This window comes from Comamonas sp. MYb21 (assembly GCF_037479395.1).
GTDB lineage: Bacteria > Pseudomonadota > Gammaproteobacteria > Burkholderiales > Burkholderiaceae_C > Comamonas.
In genome coordinates, this window is the sequence record NZ_JBBGZC010000030.1 from 1 (window position 1) to 1,901 (window position 1,901).

At 51.9% G+C, this 1,901-nt stretch carries 1 protein-coding gene; it reads left to right on the forward strand.

Annotation, left to right across the window (positions count from 1 at the left end; genetic code table 11):
- Positions 1-15: 15 nt before the first annotated feature.
- A partial coding sequence (locus WH367_RS24290; RefSeq protein WP_339538000.1) for a putative Ig domain-containing protein occupies positions 16-1,901 on the forward strand: 1,886 nt, incomplete at its 3' end.

Here is a 1,901-nt window from a genome sequence, read left to right on the forward strand (position 1 = left end):
CTTGTATCCCAAAGCGTGGAAGAAGACAGTGCGTTGAGTCTGCAAATCCCGGCCGCTGCATTCAGCGACCCCGATGGAGACTCGCTCAGCTACAGTGCAAGCCTGGCCGATGGCTCGGCGCTGCCTTCATGGCTGAGCTTCGATGCAGCAACACGCACATTCTCCGGAACTCCAGACAACCAAGCGGTGGGCTCATTGCAACTGCGAGTCACTGTCAGCGATGGCAAGGGCGGTACGGCAAGCCAGACTTTTGCGCTGGAGATCACCAACACCAATGACGCACCAGAAGTCGGCGCACCGCTGCTGCCCTACGAAGTGGTGGAAGGCGAAGCCTTCTCCTATATCGTCGGCTCCAATGCATTTGTGGATATTGACAAGGATGATGTTCTCACGCTCAGCGCTACAAGCGCAGGTGGCGCAGTCATCCCAGGTTGGCTCAGCTTTGACCCTGCCACAGGCGTCTTCACTGGCACGCCGCCCGCTGGCGGTGCCCAAAGCCTAGAAATAACGGTCACTGCAACCGACCAAGCAGGCGCTAGCGTCAGCCAGCTATTGACTCTCGTCATCAAGGACCCAGGAAGCACTGGTAGCCAAGGGCAGCACATCGTCGGAACCGTTGATGCAGACGTGTTGGTGGGCACCGCCTACGATGACGTGATGAATGGCCTAGAAGGTAACGACACCATTTCAGGAGGGGCTGGTGATGACCAGATCTTTGGCGCACAGGGAGATGACACACTTCATGGCGACGAAGGTAACGACTCCTTATACGGTGGAGCAGGCAGCGATCAGCTATATGGCTGGGCCGGAGATGACTTGCTCAACGGTGAAGACGGCGACGACACCTTGTATGGAGGAGAAGGAGATGATCAGTTGTTCGGCTGGAGCGGAGCAGACACCATGCATGGCGATGCCGGTAACGACATGATGTATGGCGGTGATGGCAACGACCAAATCTACGGCTGGGACGGCAACGACCTACTCAATGGGGATGCAGGAGAAGATCAACTATTTGGAGGTCTCGGAAATGACGAGCTCTACGGCTGGACTGATAACGACGAGTTAAACGGTGACGAAGGTGATGACATCCTCCACGGGGGTGAAGGCAACGACATCCTTTACGGCTGGGCCGATGACGATCAGTTGTATGGAGAAGCTGGCCAAGACATATTGGTTGGAGGAGATGGGAACGACATCCTGTCGGGTGGTGCTGGAAATGATGAGCACTATGGAGGCACGGGTAACGACCTCTATGTATTCTTTAGCGGCGATGGACAAGACCTGATCGTTGAAGAAAATGCGGAAATCACTTCAGTTGACATCATCCAACTCAGAGATATTTCCTCTACAGATGCCTACACCTTTAGCCGCGTTGGGGATGATCTTCATATCATCTCTGGTTCAGATGTAATTATGATCCGAGACCAGTTTGCAGTAGATGCTGCAGCCATTGAGGAATTCCACTTCAAAGATAATGTGGTGCTTCTTGCTGCAGATATCCAATCTCAATTGGATTCAGGCATCGAAAATGGATTTGCACAGAACTTGATGAGCGAAAGTGAGAAGTTTGCTGACACAACTGCACCTATTCCTATGCCAAAACCAAATCCTTTAATAACCTCGTTTGAAGTTGAGGGCGCTATTCCAATGCCAAAGCTGAATCCAACAATAATTTCTCAGGATGAAATTGTGATGCCAGTCCCAGGCCCATTGATGACCTATGTTGACCAAAATGGCGAGCACACACGTGTCAAGCCTTTGCTGATAGGTGCGACAAAAGAGCTGATGAATCTAATGTCACAATCGACCGATGACAGAATCAGCTTGTTAGATGGCATATCACTGGCATCATTGCTGTCTCAGCGATTGCCTAATGCCAGCAGTGAAAATAGTTCTATCGA